The 14,781-nt window shown below is 50.8% G+C and carries 11 protein-coding genes; 7 read left to right on the forward strand and 4 right to left on the reverse strand.

Annotated elements, in window-relative coordinates:
• Positions 1 to 7: 7 nt before the first annotated feature.
• From purF to Q0277_RS10310, 4 genes are read right to left on the reverse strand one after another with little or no spacing between them, the layout of a single operon-like run.
• Positions 8 to 1,354 (reverse strand): amidophosphoribosyltransferase, encoded by a 1,347-nt coding sequence (purF, locus tag Q0277_RS10295; protein ID WP_297997757.1) that lies wholly within the window; start codon positions 1,352 to 1,354, stop codon positions 8 to 10.
• Positions 1,355 to 1,410: 56 nt separating this feature from the next.
• A complete protein-coding gene (locus Q0277_RS10300; RefSeq protein WP_297997758.1) occupies positions 1,411 to 1,602 on the reverse strand; it encodes a hypothetical protein in 192 nt (63 codons plus the stop codon).
• Positions 1,603 to 1,630: 28 nt separating this feature from the next.
• Positions 1,631 to 2,392 carry a 4-hydroxy-tetrahydrodipicolinate reductase gene (dapB, locus tag Q0277_RS10305; protein ID WP_297997760.1) on the reverse strand — a complete coding sequence of 254 codons (762 nt, stop codon included), beginning with the start codon at positions 2,390 to 2,392 and terminating at the stop codon, positions 1,631 to 1,633.
• A 50-nt stretch (positions 2,393 to 2,442) separates the two neighbouring features.
• Positions 2,443 to 5,805 carry a DUF748 domain-containing protein gene (locus Q0277_RS10310; RefSeq protein ID WP_297997762.1) on the reverse strand — a complete coding sequence of 1,121 codons (3,363 nt, stop codon included), beginning with the start codon at positions 5,803 to 5,805 and terminating at the stop codon, positions 2,443 to 2,445.
• 65 nt (positions 5,806 to 5,870) lie between these two features.
• Here Q0277_RS10310 and Q0277_RS10315 point away from each other — a divergent pair, with 65 nt between their 5' ends.
• Genes Q0277_RS10315 through carB form a run of 7 tightly spaced genes read left to right on the forward strand, consistent with a single transcriptional unit; the run spans position 5,871 to position 14,562 of the window.
• On the forward strand, positions 5,871 to 7,004 hold the full coding sequence (locus Q0277_RS10315; RefSeq protein ID WP_297997763.1) for an epoxyqueuosine reductase QueH: 1,134 nt from the start codon (positions 5,871 to 5,873) through the stop codon (positions 7,002 to 7,004).
• 33 nt (positions 7,005 to 7,037) lie between these two features.
• Positions 7,038 to 7,487, forward strand: a complete 450-nt coding sequence (gene fabZ, locus Q0277_RS10320; protein ID WP_295152775.1) for a 3-hydroxyacyl-ACP dehydratase FabZ — start codon at positions 7,038 to 7,040, stop codon at positions 7,485 to 7,487.
• Positions 7,487 to 8,275, forward strand: a complete 789-nt coding sequence (gene lpxA, locus Q0277_RS10325) for an acyl-ACP--UDP-N-acetylglucosamine O-acyltransferase (RefSeq protein ID WP_297997765.1) — start codon at positions 7,487 to 7,489, stop codon at positions 8,273 to 8,275. Before fabZ ends, lpxA begins: the two co-directional genes overlap by 1 nt.
• Entirely contained in the window at positions 8,275 to 9,513 is a 1,239-nt protein-coding gene (gene clpX, locus Q0277_RS10330) for an ATP-dependent protease ATP-binding subunit ClpX (protein ID WP_297997767.1), read from the forward strand. The genes lpxA and clpX overlap by 1 nt, the downstream gene beginning before the upstream one ends.
• 9 nt (positions 9,514 to 9,522) lie before the next feature.
• On the forward strand, positions 9,523 to 10,557 hold the full coding sequence (locus tag Q0277_RS10335) for a rod shape-determining protein (protein ID WP_005869818.1): 1,035 nt from the start codon (positions 9,523 to 9,525) through the stop codon (positions 10,555 to 10,557).
• Positions 10,550 to 11,299 (forward strand): rod shape-determining protein MreC, encoded by a 750-nt coding sequence (mreC, locus tag Q0277_RS10340; RefSeq protein ID WP_297997769.1) that lies wholly within the window; start codon positions 10,550 to 10,552, stop codon positions 11,297 to 11,299. Before Q0277_RS10335 ends, mreC begins: the two co-directional genes overlap by 8 nt.
• Positions 11,299 to 14,562, forward strand: a complete 3,264-nt coding sequence (gene carB / locus Q0277_RS10345) for a carbamoyl-phosphate synthase large subunit (protein WP_297997771.1) — start codon at positions 11,299 to 11,301, stop codon at positions 14,560 to 14,562. The genes mreC and carB overlap by 1 nt, the downstream gene beginning before the upstream one ends.
• Positions 14,563 to 14,781 lie beyond the last annotated feature (219 nt).

Raw genomic sequence — 14,781 nt, forward strand, 5'->3', positions numbered from 1 at the left:
AAATTCGCTAATCTTTGATAAAATAATCGCCGTCGAAGCTTACGAGCGAGTATTTGCGCTCGCCCCCAAGCGCCTCTACGAGCTCGGGCACGCTAAGGAACGTGAGGCTGTCGGCGCCTATAAATTTGCAAATTTCATCCGTGCTCATATTTGCGGCGATCAGCTCGCGCACGCTCGGCGTGTCGATGCCGTAGCGCTCGGGATACTTTAGCTCGGGGCTTGCGATGCACATATGCACGCGCGCCGCGCCCGCATGGCGCAGAAGCTCGACGATCTTTTTGCTCGTAGTGCCGCGTACGATGCTATCGTCCACAACGACGACGCTTTTGCCGCGAAGTGCCGCCGCGATCGGATTTAGCTTGAGTTTGACCTTCAAATTTCGCACCTCTTGCGTCGGCTCGATGAAGGTACGGCCGATGTAGTGGTTGCGCACGATCGCCATCTCGAAGGGCAGCTTGCTCTCTTGCGCGAAACCAAGTGCCGCCGGCACGCCGCTATCGGGTACGGGCACGACGAAATCGGCTTTTAGCTCTTTACATTTTCGCGCGAGCGCCGCGCCCAGTTTTTTTCTGACCTCATATACGTTTTTGCCCTCTACGACGCTGTCGGGGCGCGCGAAGTAGATGTATTCAAACGCGCAAATTCTAGCCTCCGCGGCTTTTAAAATTTGAACTGAGCTAAACTCATCCTTGCCCTCTTCGAAAATTACCATCTCGCCAGGCTTTACGTCGCGGACGAACTCGGCCCCTACGAGATCAAACGCGCAGGTCTCGCTCGCGACGATGTAGCCGCCGTCTTTGAGCCTGCCGATGCTGAGCGGACGCACGCCGTAGCGATCGCGCACGGCAAACATTTTCGAGCGGCTCAGGATCAGAAGCGAGTACGCACCCACGCACTGATTTAGCGCCTCGATGATACGGTCTTTTAGATGCTCCTGCTTACAGCGCGAGATGAGGTGCAGGATGTTTTCGGTATCCATGTTGGACTGAAAGATCGCCCCCTCGCTTACGAGCTTGCGGCGGATTTCGTCTTTATTGATCAAATTTCCGTTATGAACGATCGAGATCTCCCCCAGAGCGTAGTTGCCGGCTACCGGCTGCGCGTCCTTCAGGCTGTCTGCGCCCGCGGTGCCGTAGCGGTTGTGACCGATCGCGATGTTGCCCTTTAAAAGCTCAAAACTCGCGGGGCTAAAAACCTCCGTCACAAGCCCCGTGGCTTTGATCGTTTTGATGTGATGATTAAAGCTCGAGCTGATGCCGCTTGCCTCCTGACCGCGGTGCTGCATGGCAAAAAGCCCGTAATACGCGGTTTTAGCCGCACCTTCGGAATTTATGACTCCCACGATTGCGCACATTTTCTAACCTCTTAAATTTTATTTTTTAGAAATTTATCTATATTTATTTTGTTTTATCATTGACGGCTTGCCGTCCGGCATTTTGCCGGCGCCTCATCAAATAGATCGGCTGAAATTTTAAACATCTCGGTGATTTTCGCTCTGCTTTTGGCGTAGCTGCCAAATAGTCCGACTTTGTAAATTCCAAAGCTTTCAAGCTCGGGCTTTAGCTCGCGCAAAAAATTTAAAATTTCATCTTTGGTTGGCATTTTTTCCTCTTAAATTTAGCCGCAAAGCCTAGATTCCTAAGCAGTCGTCTATGCCGTAAAGCCCGCTATTTTGGGCCGCTAGCCATACCGCTGCCTTTATCGCGCCTCTGGCAAAGGTCGCGCGCGAAGTCGCCGTATGATTTAGCTCGATGAACTCGCCCTCGCCGTAAAATCCCACGGTGTGGCGTCCGACTATATCGCCGCCGCGTAGCGACATCACGGCGATCTCGTCCTTGCTCCGCTCGCCAATGAGCCCGTCGCGACCGCTTACGCGCACGTCTTTCAAATTTAGCTCGCGCGCGCTTGCGGCGCTTTGTGCAAGGCTCATCGCCGTGCCGCTCGGGGCGTCTTTTTTGTGGCGGTGGTGCATCTCTAAAATTTCGCAGTCAAAATCGCGCAGGCTCCTGCTGGCAAGCGCTACGAGTTTGTTTAGCACCGCGACGCCCAGGCTCATATTCGTAGCGTGCAACACGGGCATCTTCGCGCCGCATTCGCGCAGTAGCCGCTCGCCCTCCTCGCCCAAAGCCGTCGTGCCGATGCAAAGCGGCTTTGGGTGCGAAAGCGCAAATTTCATTAAGCTTATCGCGCCGTCTCGGATCGTGAAGTCTATCACGACGTCGCAGCCGCTAAAAAGCTCGTCGTAGCTGCTTACTACGGCGCAGCTCGGCGTATAATCAAGCGGCGCGACCGTGTAGATCACGCTTGCTCGTGCCTGATCGAAATTTTTCAGGCACTCGTAGATCATCGTGCCCATTCTGCCGCTTCCGCCGTGAATTCCTATATTTATCATCGCCGCTCCTTAAATTTTAATCCGCTTAGTATAGCCAAATTTTGCTTACACTACCTCTCTACGCCGAGACTTAGCGGGATAAAGCTGTTTTGTTTGAGCTCGGCTTCGCTTGGTTTTTTGATCTCTATGCGAGAAGCGCTTACGCCGCGCTGCACGAGTGCAGCTTGCACGGCAGCCGCCCTGGCGAGGGCTAACTCATCAAGACGCGAACGAGTAAATTTCTGCGCTGCTATCAGCTCCTCCATCGCCTCATCGCCGCCGGATTTGATGCCGTATTTGATCTTAAGCGCCGCTATGGCTTCATCCGTGGAGAGACCTTGTTTATTAGACATCAGCGTGAGGGTATTTTGCAGCGAGCGCCTTTTAAACTCGTGAGTATCGAACTTTTCGTTATACGCGGAGTTTAGGATGATCTTAAGTTCGGGCTTGGCTTTTGCGACCTTGGCCAAATCATCTATTTTAGAGTTTTCGCTGATTAAAATTTCGCTGCTCGCTGCCTCAAAATCGATACTTTCGAGCTTTTTCGTATCTACGCCCGCGATCTTTCCCATAAATCTAAACGGGCTTAACACGATGTCGGAGAGCAGCTTTTTGACCGCGCCCCAAACCAGCGCGCCGTAGCTAAATTTCGGATCGCTCAGCGTGCCGCTTAGAGGCAGGCTAATATCGATCTGATCGTCGCTGTCCTTTAGAATCGATACCACTAGACCGATCGGAAGGCTCAGCGCGTCCTTGCTCTGCACCTCTTTGCCGAGCTCGAAGCGGTCTAAATTTAGATTATTGCTTGCGTTTAGCTTGCCATCGTCGATTTTGTAGGCAAGTTTTAAATTTAACTTGCCGCCCGCGATTTCATTGCCGATATATTTGGCGGTATAGGGCGATGCGGGCACAAGCGGAATCTCCTTTAAAACGACGTTTATATCGCTTTTGCGTTTAAAATCCAGCGGATAGACGCGCGCCGTGATGCTCGCTAGCCCGCTTCCGCTTACGAGCGAGCTAAATTTTATATCCGCCGCCCGCTTCGGACTGATCTCGCTGATGCTTGCTTTCATATCGCTGATGCGCAGTTTAAAGGGCGTTGCTAGACTCTCATCGGTGAAATTTAAACCTCCGCCGCTAAGCGAGATATTTTTTACGCTCCACGCAAAGTTTGCCTTGCTTTTCGCGGATCTATTAGGCGCAGCTTCGGCGGGCTTTGCGGCCTGTTTTGCCTGCGCGGTAGGTCTTATCAGCGAGAGCAAATTTAAACGCCTATCTTTATTTAGCGAGATATTTGCCGCGGGTGAGCCAAGAGCGATCTTGTTTAGCGTGAGAGAGCTTGGGCTTAGCGCGATTTGCGCGACATTCAGCGACGCAAGCGAGAAAATTTTATCCCTGCCCGAGCTTAGCGCCAAGCCTTTGCCCGATAGCTTTGCTTCGAGCGAGAAGGCGTTTGAAAGCTTCAGCTGCCCTTGCGTAGAAAGCTCGCCCGCGATGGAGCCCGTGATAAATTCCGCGGCGTATTTGTTAAAGACGCCCAAGTTCGGCGCATTTAGGCTGAAGCTCACGCCTACGTTAAGCGGCGCGATACTAGCCTTGCCGTCCGCGCTAGCGGTGATTTCGCCCGTGATAAGGCTTGCTTTGATACCGAAGGGCTCGGCGAAATTTGAGCTTAGCCCGCTTAGCGTGGCGCTGAAATCCTTGATCTCGTGCACGTTGTTTTTAACGATAAAGCTCTCGCCGATCTTAGCCTTTGCGCCCGTTACAGAGGCCTCGCCGATCTTAAATTTTAAAGCGGGGCTTTTGGCGGGCTTTTTAGAATCCGAATTTGCGCCGCTTGCCGTAGAGTTTACATCCGCCGGGTTTGTATCGCCCGCGCTCGCCGTTTTTTTGGAGCTCGCGTGATTTTTAGAGATTGCGCTTAAAATCGCCAGATCGTTTATGCTTTTGGCGCCGCCCGCGCCCACTTCCGAGTTGAAAAACGGCTCGTTTAGCAAAATTTTATCCACGCCCAGATCGAGATCCGCGACGTTAAATTTCACCCCTTGCACGCCGAAGCTTTCAAATCCGCTAAAAATTCCGTTTTTGTTTGCGATTTTGGAGTTTGAAATTTTAGCGAACTCCAGGCTTACGCCGTTTTGCGCGCCCTCTTTGTCGTAGCTAAACGCGCCCAGCTCGGTTGCGGCGACCGAAATTTTATCGCTGCGCGCTAGCGTAATCTGCGTATCCGCGATATTAAAGGCGCCAAAACCCGTATGAAGGGCCGTATCGTTACCTTCGGCGTTAAATTTTAAAAAATTTCCCGTGATTTTAGTGTCGTTTGAGACGACCGAAATTTGCGGGTTTTCAAAGCTTGAGCGGTTTAGATCTACGCTTTTTACGGCGGAGTTTAGCCGCAAGTTTGCCCCCGTTTTATTAAAATCCAACGCAAAATCCGCGACCCGCGCGCCATCAAAGCCCGTGGAAATTTTGGTTTCGTTCATATCGTATTTTGCGCCCGAAACTAGCACTTGCGGAATCATCACTTTGCCTGAAATTTCATTCGAAACGTCCGTATTTAGCTCAAAGCTCGGGATTTTTAGCGAGTCTAGCGAAATTAAGCTTTGATCTTGCAAAATTTCTAGGCTTTGCAGCTCGAGCTTTGAGTTTTCAAGCGCAAATTTTATATTTTCATCGAGGCTCAATCGGTAATTCAGCTCGGCGGAAAGGAAGCCGTTTTTAAACCGCACGCCGCTAGGATCGAGGTATGATAGCCAAAACGGATCGATTTTCAGCCGCGAGATATCTACCTTGCCGTGTAGACGAAGAGGCGCCAGGTCGATGGCTCCATCGAAGCTCAGCGCGTCGTATGTACGCGAAACGGCGCTTAAATCGTGCTCGCCGATCGTTTCGTCCTTTAAGCTTAGCCCGTTGATCTCATAATTTAGCTCGGTCGAGATGAGCGAAAACGGCTTTTTCAGGGAGTTATCGACGTAGCCCAGAGAGCCGCGCTCGATCTTAAAATTATTCAGCGTGACGTTGAAGCTGGAGTTTTCATCCTTGTTTTCGCTCTTTTGCTCCGAAAGTAGCGGCTCAAAATTGAAGGTGCCGTTTTGTTCGCGCTCGATGTGAAATTTAGGGGATTTAAGATGCAAAATTTCTACCGCGAGAGTCTTTTTAAAAAGCTTCGAAAAACCGATTTTTAAATTTATCTCATCCGCGCTAAACAGCGGCTTAAAGGTACTAAGCTCCGGCTTGGTAACGTTTAACTCGTAGGTAAAGGGGTTAAATTTGGCGTCCTGCACGCTAAAGCTTGCTCTGCCCTCTAAAATTTTAGGCAGCGCTTTTTCGATAAAAAGCGGCACGCCGAAAAAGCCCGCGAGCACGTAAAATAGCGCAAATCCGCCCAAGCCGTAAGCAAACTTACGCCAGTGTTTTATAAAAAATTTTTTCATTTTTCCGCTCATTAATTTTGATAGCGTAAAATTATATCCAAAAATTTCGTGCAAAGGGTTAAATTTTGCTGGTTCACATCTGCTGCTCGGTCGATTGCGATTATTTTTTGCGCCGCTTAAAAGAGCTCACGCAAGAGCCGCTAATAGGCTATTTTTATGATCCCAACATCCACCCTTGCGGCGAATATGTTCTTAGAATGCACGACGCAAAGCGGGTTTGCGAGAATTTAGGGATTAAATTTATCCCGGGCGAGTATGATTTTCAGGGCTGGCTAGACGGCGCGCGCGGGCTTGAAAACGAGCCCGAAAAAGGCGCGCGCTGCGAGTTTTGCTTTGATTTTCGCATGCAAAAAACGGCCGAGCTCGCGCTAAGTTTGGGCGAGCGTAAAATCACCACGACTCTTCTTATGAGTCCCAAAAAATCGCACTCTCAGCTTTGCGCCTCGCTGCAGCGTATTTGTGAGCGCTGCGGACTGGAGTTTATCGCACCCGATTTTCGTAAAAACGGCGGCACGAACGAGCAGTTTGCGCTTGCGAAAAAAGACGCGCTCTATCATCAAAACTACTGCGGCTGCATCTACGCGCTTGCGGCGCAGCGAAATGAGCAACGAAAGGCTGAGCGAAATTCGGACGGAAGTCTGACGGCAGATTTGAAGCAAAATTTAGCCCAAGGCGCCGAAATTTACGAGCTAATGTCGTCTATCGATCGGCAAATCCTGCCCGCTTCGGTAGAGGAGAAACTGAAATTTTACAAAAAGCTTTGTGCGCTCGAAAAAAAAGGTGTAAAATTTAGCGTGCTGCGCGATCGGTTTTTAAACTACCGCCTGCTGCGCGCATGGATTAAATTTGACGGGCGTGCAGTGCCCTCGTTTGTGCTATTTGGCTCGCATTTTACGCGCGAAAACGTGAAGTTTAGCGTGGAGCGAGAGTGCGAAATTTTTTGCAGCGATAAGGGGGAGATTAAAATTTTAAGTCTGGCGAAATTTAACGAAATTTCAAGATCAAATTTCAAAAGCATATCCGAAGCGCTAAAAAATCCGCCGAGTCTTGCGCGCCAAAATAAAGCTCGTGCCGCCCTGTGCGCTGCGGACTCGCTCTCGCCGATCATCGTCACGGATGAGATAAGAGCCGCCAAAGTTCAAATTTACGGGCTCTCGCACATATTTTTAGACGTTAGGGAAATTTTAGTAAGAATTTGATAAGATTCTAAAATTTTTAAAAAAGGCAGATAAATGATAGATATAAACGAAATCCTCTCCATCCTACCTCATCGTTTTCCGTTTTTGCTGATAGATCGCGTCGAAGAGCTCAGCATAGGCGAAAGCATCAAGGCCTATAAAAACGTAACCTACAACGAGCAGATCTTTCAGGGCCACTTCCCGGGGCATCCGATCTATCCGGGCGTAATGATCATAGAGGGCTTAGCGCAGGCAGGCGGCGTGCTGGCGTTTAAGAGCATGGAGAAAGACGGCGTCGATCTAAGCGACAAGGTCGTGTATTTTATGAGTATCGACAACGCTAAATTTAGAAACCCGGTTCGCCCCGGCGACAAGCTTGAGTATCGCATCAGCGTAATCAAACACCGCGGACGTATCTGGGTGCTAAAGGGCGAAGCCTACATCAACGACGGCGCCACATTGGCCGCGCAGGCGGAACTTCAAGCGATGATAATGGATAAATGATGGCTAAAGTTCACCACACGGCGATCATCGAGGATGGCGCCCAGATCGGAGCCGAAGTAACGATCGAGCCGTATGCTTTCGTAAGCGCGCAGGCCAAAATTGGCGACGGCTGCACGATCAAGCAGGGCGCGCGCATCATCGGCGATACTCAAATCGGCGAGAACTCTAAAATTTTTTCATACGCGATCGTGGGCGAAATTCCGCAGGATATGAGCTTTGAAGATGGCGAGCGAACGGGGCTAATCATCGGCAAAAACGCTACGATTCACGAGTTTTGCACGATCAGCTCGGGCTCGCATAAGGGCGACGGATTTACGCGCATCGGTGATAATCTCTTTATGATGGCGTATTGCCACATCGCGCACGATTGCGTGCTGGGCAGCAACATAATCCTAGCCAACAACGCCACGCTTGCAGGCCACGTCGTAATGGGCGATTATGCCGTTATCGGCGGGCTTACCCCCGTGCATCAGTTCGTCCAAATCGGCGAGAGCTGCATGATCGCAGGGGCTAGCGCGCTTAGTCAGGACGTGGTGCCGTTTTGCCTAGCCGAGGGAAATCGCGCCTATATCCGCGGGCTAAATTTAACGGGCATCCGCCGCCGCTTCGATAAAGAGACGGTCGAGACGATAAATCGGGCGTATAAATTTTTATTCAACCAAGGCGGGGGTTTAAAGGAGCAGGCGCAAATTTTATTAAACGAGACGAGCGATCAAAACGTGCGCAAGATGTGCGAGTTTATAATCAACACAAAACGCGGAATTCCGCTAGATAAAGGTAAAATTTAATGGCAAATAAGTGCAGTTTTTGCGGTGAGACGGGCGCAGACGGACGTCGTATCTATCCTAACGACGACGGTACGGCGGCTATCTGCAGCTATTGTATCGATATGGCATACGCTGCTATCCACGGCAGCGAGGGTCAAAATGAGGCGATACAAAATCAAAATAAAGAGATCGATTTCGAGGCTATCAAGCCAAAGGCGCTGATGGAGGTTCTAAACCGCTACGTCATCGGACAGGAGCGCGCTAAGAAAATTTTTAGCGTTGGTGTTTACAACCACTATAAAAGAATTTTCAGGCAGACCGACGCGAAAGGCGACGATACCGAAATTTCAAAATCAAATATCTTGCTTATCGGGCCTACCGGCAGCGGCAAGACGCTTATGGCGCAGACCTTGGCGAAATTTTTGGACGTGCCGATCGCCATTAGCGACGCTACGAGTCTAACGGAAGCGGGCTACGTCGGCGAGGACGTAGAAAATATCCTCACCCGCCTTTTACAGGCTGCGGACGGCGACGTAGAGAAGGCGCAGCGCGGTATCGTATTCGTAGATGAGATCGATAAGATCGCGCGAATGAGCGAAAACCGCAGTATCACGCGCGATGTAAGCGGCGAAGGTGTACAGCAAGCGCTTCTTAAGATCATCGAAGGAAGCATCGTTAATATCCCGCCGAAGGGCGGCCGCAAGCATCCAAATCAGGATTTCATCCAAATCGATACGACCAATATTTTGTTCGTCTGCGGCGGTGCGTTCGACGGGCTAAACGAGATCATCAACCGCCGCATCGGGCAGAACGTGCTCGGGTTTAACCAAACCAAGCGCAGCAAAAAAGAGAGTTTAAATTTACTAAACATGGTCGAGGCCGACGATTTGGTGCATTACGGCATAATCCCCGAGCTTATCGGGCGCTTGCACGTAGTGGCTACGCTAAATGAGATCGACGAAAAAGCGATGGTTAGAATTTTAACCGAGCCGAAAAACGCGATCTTAAAGCAATATCAAAAGCTCTTTGCGATAGATGGCGCAAATTTAAAATTTGACGACGACGCGCTAAGGGAGGTCGCGAGCCTTGCGATCAAGCGCAAAACGGGCGCACGCGGACTTCGCAGCATAATCGAGGAGATCATGATCGATATTATGTTTGATCTGCCTGAGCTTAAGGGCTATGATGTCATCATCTCAAAAGAGGTCGTAGATGGCGTTTCTAAGCCGATACTTGTAAAACAAAATTTAACTGCATAAAGGGGATAAATGTTACTTGATTCGATTCTAGGATTATTTTCTAGGGATATGGGCATCGATCTAGGCACGGCAAACACGCTTGTGCTGCTAAAAGATAAAGGCATCATCATCAACGAACCGAGCGTCGTCGCTGTACAAAACGAACGCTACGGCAAGCAAAGGATCATCGCCGTGGGCGCTGAGGCTAAAGAGATGCTCGGGCGCACTCCTGGCGATATCGAAGCGGTGCGCCCGATGAAGGACGGCGTTATCGCGGATTTTGATATGACGGAGAAGATGATTAGGTATTTCATCGAAAAGACCCACAAGCGCCGCTTTTTCGTAAGTCCACGTATCATCATCTCGGTACCTTACGGACTAACTCAGGTCGAGCGCAAAGCCGTGCGCGAAAGTGCTATGATAGCGGGCGCGCGCGAGGTTTATCTAATCGAGGAGCCGATGGCTGCGGCGATCGGAGCGGGCCTTCCCGTAAATGAAGCGCGCGGCTCGCTGGTCGTGGATATCGGCGGCGGTACCACCGAGATCGGCGTCATCTCTTTAGGCGGCATCATCAGCGCCAAATCCGTTCGCGTCGCGGGCGATAAGATCGACGCAAGCATCGTTAATTACGTCAAAGAAAAATATAGCCTGCTCATATCCGAGCGCGCCGCCGAGGAGATCAAGATCAAGATCGGCACGGCGGTGCAACAGCAAAAAGATCTTACATACACGGTCAAAGGAAAAGACCAGATCAGCGGGCTTTTAAGCTCGGTCGATCTTACGAGCGAGGACGTTAGAGAGGCGATCAAAGACTCGATCAGAGAGATTGCAGATGCGTTAAAATTTGTTTTAGAGAGCATTCAGCCAGAAGTCGCCGCCGACATCGTCGAAAACGGCGTCGTGCTAACGGGCGGCGGCGCGCTCATTCGCGGATTAGATAAATATCTAAGCGACACCGTCAAGCTTCCGGTTTTCGTCGCGGACGAGCCGCTGCTTTGCGTCGCAAACGGCACGGGAAAAGCCCTAGAAGAGATCAAATCGCTAAAACAAGCGGCAAATGACTAATCTCAAACTCCTCCTCGTCGCGGTTTTGCTGGTAGCCGTTTCGCTAACGTTCGGCTCGTATATCCACGGCAAATTTATCGGATTTGCAGGAGGAATTTTAGAGGTTTATTACGGCGTGAGTGATCGGGTAAAAAGCGCTGTGAACGAGCATTTTAACCAGGCAGAGACGATCAAAGCTCTACGAGAAGAAAACGCCGAGCTAAAAAAATCGGCGATGCTGCTTAGCACGTTCGCGGGCGAGCTGAATAAAATTTTGATCGACAAAAACAGCTCCGTCTACGAGCCCAAAGTTCAGCTCGTAAAGGCGCTGAGCTATGCAAATTTAAACGACTACAACAAATTCTTCGTAAATTTTGAAAATTTTAACCCAAACAAAATTTACGGCCTCATCAGTGAGGGCAAGACCGCAGGAATTTTAGTAAATAAAGACGGGCGCCCGCTTGCGATCTTGCAGCGCGACGAAAAGAGCAACTTCTCCGTTTTCATAGGTGACGCTCAAATTCCTGGCGTCGCAGGCGGCGAAAATAACGAGCTCGTAGTCAGATACATCCCGCAATGGCTCGATCCCAAGGTAGGCGATGAGGTGCTTACCAGCGGCAAGGACGGGATTTTTTTTGCCGGCGTGCCGGTAGGAAAGGTTAAAGAGATTCAAAACGGAAAGCTATACAAAAGCGCCGTCGTAGAGCCCTACGTGAGCTCCGAGATGCCGGCGTTTTTGTATGTCGTTACAAAGGAAAATTGATGCCCAAAAGAGATGATATTAAGACGATTTTACTGATCGGCAGTGGTCCGATCGTAATCGGCCAGGCGTGCGAGTTCGATTACAGCGGCACGCAGGCTGCCAAGACGCTAAAGAGCCTCGGATACCGCGTAGTGCTAATAAACTCAAACCCCGCTACCATTATGACCGATCCCGATTTTGCGGATGCTACTTATATCGAGCCGATCACCAAAGAGAGCATTTTGCGTATCATAAAGCGCGAGGGCGTCGATGCGATCCTGCCTACGATGGGCGGACAGGTTGCGCTAAACGTCGCGATGCAGGCTTACGAAAGCGGCGAGCTAGCGGAGGTGAAATTTCTAGGCGCCAAGCCTGAAGCGATCAAAAAGGGCGAGGATAGGGTGAAATTTAAAGAAGCGATGATTAAGATCGGAATGGATCTGCCTAAATCCAAATACGCTTACAATATCGAAGAGGCAATGGCTGCGGCGAATGAGATCGGCTTTCCGCTCATTATTCGCGCCAGCTACACCCTAGGCGGAGCTGGTAGCGGCGTAGCGTACAATATTGACGAATTTAAAGAGGTCGCGCAAAATGGGCTAGACGTGAGCCCAATAAATGAAATTTTGATCGAAGAGAGCCTGCTTGGATGGAAAGAGTTCGAAATGGAGGTGATCCGCGATCATAAGGACAACTGCATCATCGTCTGCTCGATCGAAAATTTCGACCCGATGGGGGTGCATACGGGCGATAGCATCACGGTTGCGCCCGCTCTGACGCTAACTGACAAAGAGTATCAGGCGATGCGCGACGCAAGTTTTAAAATTTTACGCGAGATCGGCGTGGATACGGGCGGCAGTAACGTGCAGTTTGCGATAAATCCGCAAACGGGGCGGATGATCGTCATCGAGATGAACCCGCGCGTAAGCCGCAGCTCGGCCCTTGCATCCAAAGCCACGGGCTATCCGATCGCCAAAGTAGCTACGATGTTAGCTGTGGGCTTTAGCCTGGATGAGATCAAAAACGACATCACCGGCACGCCTGCGAGCTTTGAGCCCGTGATCGATTATATCGTGACTAAAATTCCTCGCTTTGCGTTTGAGAAATTTCCCGGCGCAAACCCCTATCTCGGCACTGCGATGAAAAGCATCGGCGAGGTGATGGCGATCGGGCGCAGCTTTAAAGAGAGCATCCAAAAGGCGCTGTGTTCGCTGGAGAAGGGCTACTTCGGCTTCGTGGAGCTAAATTTAAGTGAAAAGGATCTCATCTTCGGGCTTCGCAACGCGCAGCAAGATAGAATTTTATATATCGCTCAGGGCTTTAGAGCGGGCATGAGCGTGGATCAAATTTACGAGCTTAGCAAGATCGATCGCTGGTTTTTGAGCCAGATCGAGCAGATCGTTAAATTTGAAGAGCGCATCGATATGGAGATCATCAACGACGCGGCGCTTCTGAGACAGGCCAAGAGCTGGGGCTTTAGCGATAAGATGATCGCAAATTTGATCAACAAAAAAGATAGTCTGGGCCTTACGCAAAACGACATCCATTTTGCCTGCGCCAGACAGGGCATCGGTCTTGAATACAACGAAGTAGATACCTGTGCGGGCGAGTTTGCGGCGCTTACTCCGTATCTGTACTCCAGCACCAACATAACGCCCGCCATCGCAAGCCGTAAAATTTCAAAAGATAATAAAAAAGTCCTCATCATCGGCGGCGGTCCGAACCGCATCGGGCAGGGCATCGAGTTTGACTACTGCTGCGTGCACGCCAGCTACGCTCTGCGCGATATGGGCATCACCACGATAATGTATAACTGCAACCCCGAAACCGTCAGCACCGACTACGACACGAGCGATATTTTGTACTTCGAGCCGATCGACTTCGAGCACGTTAGAGCGGTCATCGAGGCCGAGAACCCAGACGGCGTGATTGTGCATTTCGGAGGCCAAACGCCGCTAAAGCTCGCCAAGCGCCTAAGCACCGTGGGAGCCAAGATCATCGGCACAAGCGCGCGTACGATAGACGTAGCGGAGGATCGTAAGAAATTTAGCGAGTTCATCGCAAGCATCGGCGTCAAGCAGCCGAAAAACGACACCGCCGTAAGTGAAGCCGAAGCGATCGAAAAGGCCGCTGCGATCGGCTATCCCGTGCTCGTGCGCCCTAGCTACGTGCTCGGCGGTCGCGCGATGAGGCGCGTGCATAGCGAAGCGGAGCTTAGGCAGTATATGAGCGAGGCGGTGCGCGTGAGCAACCACTCGCCCGTGCTGATAGATAAATTTTTACTTGACGCAACCGAGCTTGACGTCGATGCGATCTGCGACGGGCGCGACGTATATATCGGCGCGATAATGGAGCATATCGAAGAGGCGGGCATTCACAGCGGCGATAGCGCGAGTATTCTGCCGCCGCTTAGCCTAAGCGCGGAGATGATCGATCTGGTAAGCCGCCAAACCAAAGAGATCGCGCTAAATCTCGGCGTCGTGGGGCTTATGAATATTCAATTCGCGATTTTTGAAAACGAGCTTTACATCATCGAGGTAAATCCGCGCGCGAGCCGCACCGTGCCGTTTGTAAGCAAGGCGAGCGGAATTCCGATGGCAAAGGTCGCTACACGCGTAATGTGGCAAGGGGGTTTGCGCGAGGCTTTGAAATTTTACGATGAGTTTGGCGTGCTAGTCGAAGAGAAGGGAATTTTAAAGCCGCGTATTAAAAATCATATCTGCGTCAAAGAAAGCGTCTTTCCTTTCAACAAGCTTGCGGGCGCGGATCTGATCCTGGGGCCTGAGATGAAAAGCACCGGCGAGGTGATGGGCATCGGCGAGAGCTTCGCCAAGAGCTTTGCTAAATCGCAAATCGGCGCGAGCAATGCGCTTCCAAGCGGCGGCAAGGTATTTTTGTCTCTAGCCGATCATGACAAGCTGCGAGCCGTGGAGCTTGCGCGCGCACTTACGAGCGCTGGCTTTAGTATCGCCGCTACGAGCGGCACTCACAAGCTGCTGGGCGAAAACGGCATAGAGTGCGAGTTTGTCTATAAAATCAGCGAGGGCCGCCCAAATATCGAGGACAAGCTCAAAAATGGCGAAATTTCGCTCGTCATCAATACCAGCGACAGCAAATCAAACTCTACCGACGCCGCAAAGATCCGCCAGAGCGTGTTGCGCTTTAGACTGCCGTATTTTACGACGATGAAGGCGGCGATCGCCGCTACGCGCTCGATCTGCTCGATAAAGGACGACTCTGCGCTTGAAGTTAAAACGCTGCAGGAGTATCTAAGCGGAAGGTAGCGCAAGCAGCCTTCTGCCGGCACCATGCCGCGATAAAATTTTAGGAAGCATAATTTTACTGCGAAAATTAGAGTATGGAATTTCTAAATTTTATCGATAGCATTCCTATTTTATATGCATAAAATTTTTTAGGAGATACTATTAAATGAGTGGAGATAGGCAACGCAAGGATTTGCAAGATAAGGTTTGGGCTACTGCAAATCGCATATAAGACTCGGT

The sequence above is a fragment of the uncultured Campylobacter sp. genome, from assembly GCF_938030815.1.
Lineage (GTDB): Bacteria > Campylobacterota > Campylobacteria > Campylobacterales > Campylobacteraceae > Campylobacter_B.

What these genes read in the sequence shown, in the direction of transcription:
- purF (WP_297997757.1), bottom strand. Translation starts at nt 1,354, where the DNA reads ATGTGCGCAATCGTGGGAGTCATAAATTCCGAAGGTGCGGCTAAAACC.
- Q0277_RS10300 (WP_297997758.1), bottom strand. Translation starts at nt 1,602, where the DNA reads ATGCCAACCAAAGATGAAATTTTAAATTTTTTGCGCGAGCTAAAGCCC.
- dapB (WP_297997760.1), bottom strand. Translation starts at nt 2,392, where the DNA reads ATGATAAATATAGGAATTCACGGCGGAAGCGGCAGAATGGGCACGATG.
- Q0277_RS10310 (WP_297997762.1), bottom strand. Translation starts at nt 5,805, where the DNA reads ATGAAAAAATTTTTTATAAAACACTGGCGTAAGTTTGCTTACGGCTTG.
- fabZ (WP_295152775.1), top strand. Translation starts at nt 7,038, where the DNA reads ATGATAGATATAAACGAAATCCTCTCCATCCTACCTCATCGTTTTCCG.
- lpxA (WP_297997765.1), top strand. Translation starts at nt 7,487, where the DNA reads ATGGCTAAAGTTCACCACACGGCGATCATCGAGGATGGCGCCCAGATC.
- clpX (WP_297997767.1), top strand. Translation starts at nt 8,275, where the DNA reads ATGGCAAATAAGTGCAGTTTTTGCGGTGAGACGGGCGCAGACGGACGT.
- Q0277_RS10335 (WP_005869818.1), top strand. Translation starts at nt 9,523, where the DNA reads ATGTTACTTGATTCGATTCTAGGATTATTTTCTAGGGATATGGGCATC.
- mreC (WP_297997769.1), top strand. Translation starts at nt 10,550, where the DNA reads ATGACTAATCTCAAACTCCTCCTCGTCGCGGTTTTGCTGGTAGCCGTT.
- carB (WP_297997771.1), top strand. Translation starts at nt 11,299, where the DNA reads ATGCCCAAAAGAGATGATATTAAGACGATTTTACTGATCGGCAGTGGT.